This is a genomic window from Hydrogenivirga sp. 128-5-R1-1 (assembly GCF_000171895.1).
This window is the reverse complement of record NZ_ABHJ01000054.1, coordinates 1-4,125: the sequence shown is the minus strand read 5'-3', so window position 1 is coordinate 4,125 and position 4,125 is coordinate 1. Positions and strand designations below refer to the sequence as shown.

2 protein-coding genes and 1 pseudogene are annotated in these 4,125 nt (G+C 32.8%); all 3 read left to right on the top strand.

Annotation, left to right across the window (positions count from 1 at the left end; all coding sequences use genetic code 11):
• The first annotated feature begins 77 nt into the window (after nucleotides 1–77).
• Nucleotides 78–1,133 (top strand): glycine--tRNA ligase subunit beta, encoded by a 1,056-nt coding sequence (gene glyS / locus HG1285_RS18245; protein ID WP_232219502.1) that lies wholly within the window; start codon nucleotides 78–80, stop codon nucleotides 1,131–1,133.
• A 26-nt stretch (nucleotides 1,134–1,159) separates the two neighbouring features.
• Nucleotides 1,160–3,598, top strand: coding sequence for a phosphoenolpyruvate synthase (gene ppsA / locus HG1285_RS05630; RefSeq protein ID WP_008288345.1), 2,439 nt, complete (start codon nucleotides 1,160–1,162; stop codon nucleotides 3,596–3,598).
• A gap of 87 nt (nucleotides 3,599–3,685) precedes the next feature.
• A pseudogene (locus tag HG1285_RS05635) lies at nucleotides 3,686–4,125 on the top strand (pilus assembly protein PilM); the annotation flags it as partial.

Below are 4,125 nucleotides of genomic sequence, written 5' to 3'. Positions count from 1 at the left end.
GCAAGACTTGAGATGCTTTATCTTTATGAAGAAGATTTAAACACAGCTTAGAAGAGTTTTATCAAAGGCTTGAAGGTATACAGTTTCATCAAAAACTTGGCTCAATGCTTGATAAAGTAAAAAGGAATGGTAATATAGCCACTTTAATTGCTGGTGAAATAGGATTTAACAATATAAACGATTTGGAGAGAGCAAACACACTATCAAAATGTGACCTTCTAACTGAAATGGTTAAAGAGTTTGATGAGCTTCAGGGAATTATGGGAATGCATTATGCCCTTAAACAAGGGGAAAAAGAAGAAGTAGCAAAAGCCATTTATGAGCATTATCTTCCAAAGACAGCCGATGATGAACTTCCTCAAACAGACATAGGAAGCATTTTAGCACTTTCAGATAAACTTGATACTGTAATATCATTCCTTTCAATTGGAGAAAAACCAAAAGGTGCTTCAGACCCATTTGCAGTAAGAAGGGCAGCTATTGGGATAGTCAGAATATTAGTTGAAAAAGGCATTGATATAGATTTAAAAAAATTATTAAAAGAAATTGAGAAAAACGCTAAGAAATCTGAAATTCTTGCTTTTGCAAAAATAAATTCAAACTGGGAAACCCCATTTGATGAAAATGTAATTCCTGAAGTTTTAGAATTTATAAAAGGAAGATTTATTTCCTATATGAAAGATAAAGGATATTCTACAGATATTATAAACGCAGTTGTTTCTACAGATGATTACAGTTTATATAACCTTTACTTAAAAATAAAAACAATCCAGCAGTTTAAAAAATCTGAAGATTTTAATGATGTGATGACTGTCTTTAAGAGAGTAGGTAAAATTATTCCAGAAAAATTTGAAAGTAGTTTTAATCAAACCCTTTTAGGAAAAGACGAAGAAAAACAGCTTTACAAACAATACTTAACTACAAAAGAAAATTTTGAAAATGACATAAAAAATAAAGATTATAAAAAAGCACTGGAAAGTCTTTTAAAACTCAAACCTTATATAGATGAATTTTTTGATAACGTAATGGTAATGGTAAAAGATGAAAATATAAAAAATAATAGACTTTCTCTTTTAAAAATGATTAATGATACATTTAAGAAAATTGCAGATTTTACAAAAATAACAACTTGATTAAATAGATTTTAGGAGGACTAAATATGTCTGAAAAAAAATTAGTAGTATGGCTTAACGAAGTTGGAATGGAAGATGTTGAGCTTGTTGGGGGTAAAAATGCTTCTTTAGGTGAAATGATTAAAGGACTTTCTCCTCTTGGAATAAAGATACCTATGGGATATGTAGCCACTGCTAAAGCTTATAGATACTTTGTTGAATACAACAACTTAAGGGAAAAAATTAAATCAGCTTTAGACGGCTTAGACCCAAATAACGTTGAAGATTTAGCAAAAAGAGGTCTTGAAGTAAGAGAAATGATAAAAGGGGGAGAATTCCCTGATGATTTAAAACAGCAAATAATAGAGTATTATCACAAATTGAGCGAAATGTATGGACAGCATTATGTTGATGTTGCTGTTCGTTCCTCAGCTACAGCTGAGGACCTGCCTGATGCTTCATTTGCAGGACAGCAGGAAACATATTTAAATATTAAAGGTGATGAATCTTTATTAGTTGCAGTTAAAAATTGTTTTGCTTCTCTGTTTACTGATAGAGCGATTTCTTACAGAGAATCTTTTGGATTTGACCATTTTTCTATTGGTCTTGCTGTAGGTATTCAAAAAATGGTTCGTTCAGACCTTGCAGCTGCAGGAGTTGCTTTCTCACTTGATACTGACAGTGGATTTAAAGATGTTGTTTTAATAAATGGTGCTTACGGTCTTGGAGAGCTTGTTGTTCAGGGTGCAGTAACTCCTGATGAATTTTTAGTATTTAAGCCAACCTTTAAAGAAGGTTATGAAGCTATCATTGAGAAAAAACTTGGTAAAAAAACCCATAAAATGATTTATGGAACAACAGAGGAAGAAAGAGTTAAAGTTATTTCAGTTCCTAAAGAAGAACAGAAAAAATTCTGTCTTGATGATAAAGAAATACTTCAACTTGCAGATTGGGTAATGAAAATAGAAGAATACTATTCTAATAAATACAATAAATGGACTCCTATGGATGTTGAATGGGCTAAAGATGGAGAATTAAACGAGCTATTTATAGTTCAAGCAAGACCTGAAACAGTTCATTCAAGAAAAGACCATTCAAAAATTACTGTTTACAAGATAACAGAACCTGTTGAAGAAAGAAAGGAGAAAATTCTAACTGAAGGCATAGCTGTAGGCGATAAAGTTGCATATGGAGAAGTAAAACTCCTCCATTCACTGGAAGATGCTAAAAAATTCAATCCAGGAGATATACTTGTTACAGATATGACAGACCCAGACTGGGAACCAATTATGAAAAAAGCAGGGGCAATTGTAACAAATAGAGGTGGAAGAACCTGCCACGCAGCAATTGTTGCAAGAGAACTTGGAGTTCCAGCAGTAGTTGGAACAGGAAATGCAACAGAAGTTCTTAAAGATGGTATGGATGTTACTGTTTCCTGTGCTGAGGGAGAAGTTGGATATGTTTATAAAGGAAAAGTTGAGTATGAAATTGAAGAAATAGATATAGACACACTTCCAAAGACCAAAACCCCTATACTTATGAATATTGCTACACCTGAAGGTGCATTTGATTATTCATTCTTACCAAATGATGGAGTAGGATTGGCAAGAGAAGAGTTCATTATAAATAACTATATTGGAGTTCATCCTCTTGCCTTAATTCATTTTGATGAAATCAAACAAAAAGACCCTAAACTTGCAGAGGCTATAGAAGATAAAACTTTTGGTTATGATAACAAGGAAGAATATTATGTTAAAAAGCTCTCTTATGGTATAGCAAGAATTGCAGCAGCATTCTATCCAAAACCTGTAATAGTTAGATTTTCAGACTTTAAATCCAATGAATACGCAAACCTCTTAGGTGGTCAGCTTTTTGAACCTAAGGAAGAGAACCCTATGATTGGATGGAGAGGTGCTTCCAGATACTACTCTGAAAGCTTTAAGCCTGCATTTGGTCTTGAATGTAAAGCTATTTTAAGAGTTAGAAACAAAATGGGTCTAAAAAACGTAAAAGTTATGGTTCCTTTCTGTAGAACGCCTGAAGAAGGAGAAAAAGTTTTAAAAGTTATGGAAGAATATGGATTAAAGAAAGGGGAAAATAGTCTTGAAGTTTACGTGATGTGTGAAATTCCTTCAAATGTAGTTCTTGCAGATCAGTTTTCTGAGCATTTTGATGGATTTTCAATCGGTTCAAACGATTTAACACAACTCACACTTGGCCTTGACAGAGACTCATCTCTTGTAGCTCATATTTATGATGAAAGGAATGAAGCTGTTAAAAGACTTATATCTCAGGTTATAAAAACAGCTAAAGAGAAAGGAAGAAAAATCGGAATCTGTGGTCAGGGACCTTCAGATTATCCTGACTTTGCACAGTTCTTAGTAGAACAAGGAATTGATACAATATCTATAAATCCAGATGCAGTCTTAAAAACAACAAAAGCAATTTATGAAATAGAGAAGAAATTAGGCTTGCATGATAATTAGTTGTTAACTATTATTAAGAGAGGGGGGTTAAAGAAATCCCCCTTTCTTTCCGAATAAGAATATGTAAGTTATATCGGGGGGATTTTAATGAAACTTTTAGATATACCTAAACCAGCTTTAAATATAGGTTTATTTACGAGAAAAAAAATTTCCCTGGGGATTCAATACTCAGAGCAGTTTTTAAAATTATCCTATCTGGAAAAAAAAGGACAAGATTTCACTTTACCTGTTATGCCATTTCAAATAACTATCCCAAGTACAGATATAGAAGAAGCAGGTTATTTATTAAAAGAGGAAATGGAAAAAAGGGAAATAAAAGCCAGCTCTGTAGTAGTTGGTCTGCCTTTAAACTCTGTTTTGTTTCGTACCATTCAACTGCCAAAGGTTGAAAAAAAAGAATTAGAAGATGCTATTGAATACAATATAAGAGAAGACCTGAAAAGCATAAAAGGGTCAACTATTTATGATTACAGTGTGCTTTCTGAAGATGAAGGAAATATTCTTAACATCTTAGTAGTTATTGCCCA

What these genes read in the sequence shown, in the direction of transcription:
- ppsA (WP_008288345.1), top strand. Translation starts at nt 1,160, where the DNA reads ATGTCTGAAAAAAAATTAGTAGTATGGCTTAACGAAGTTGGAATGGAA.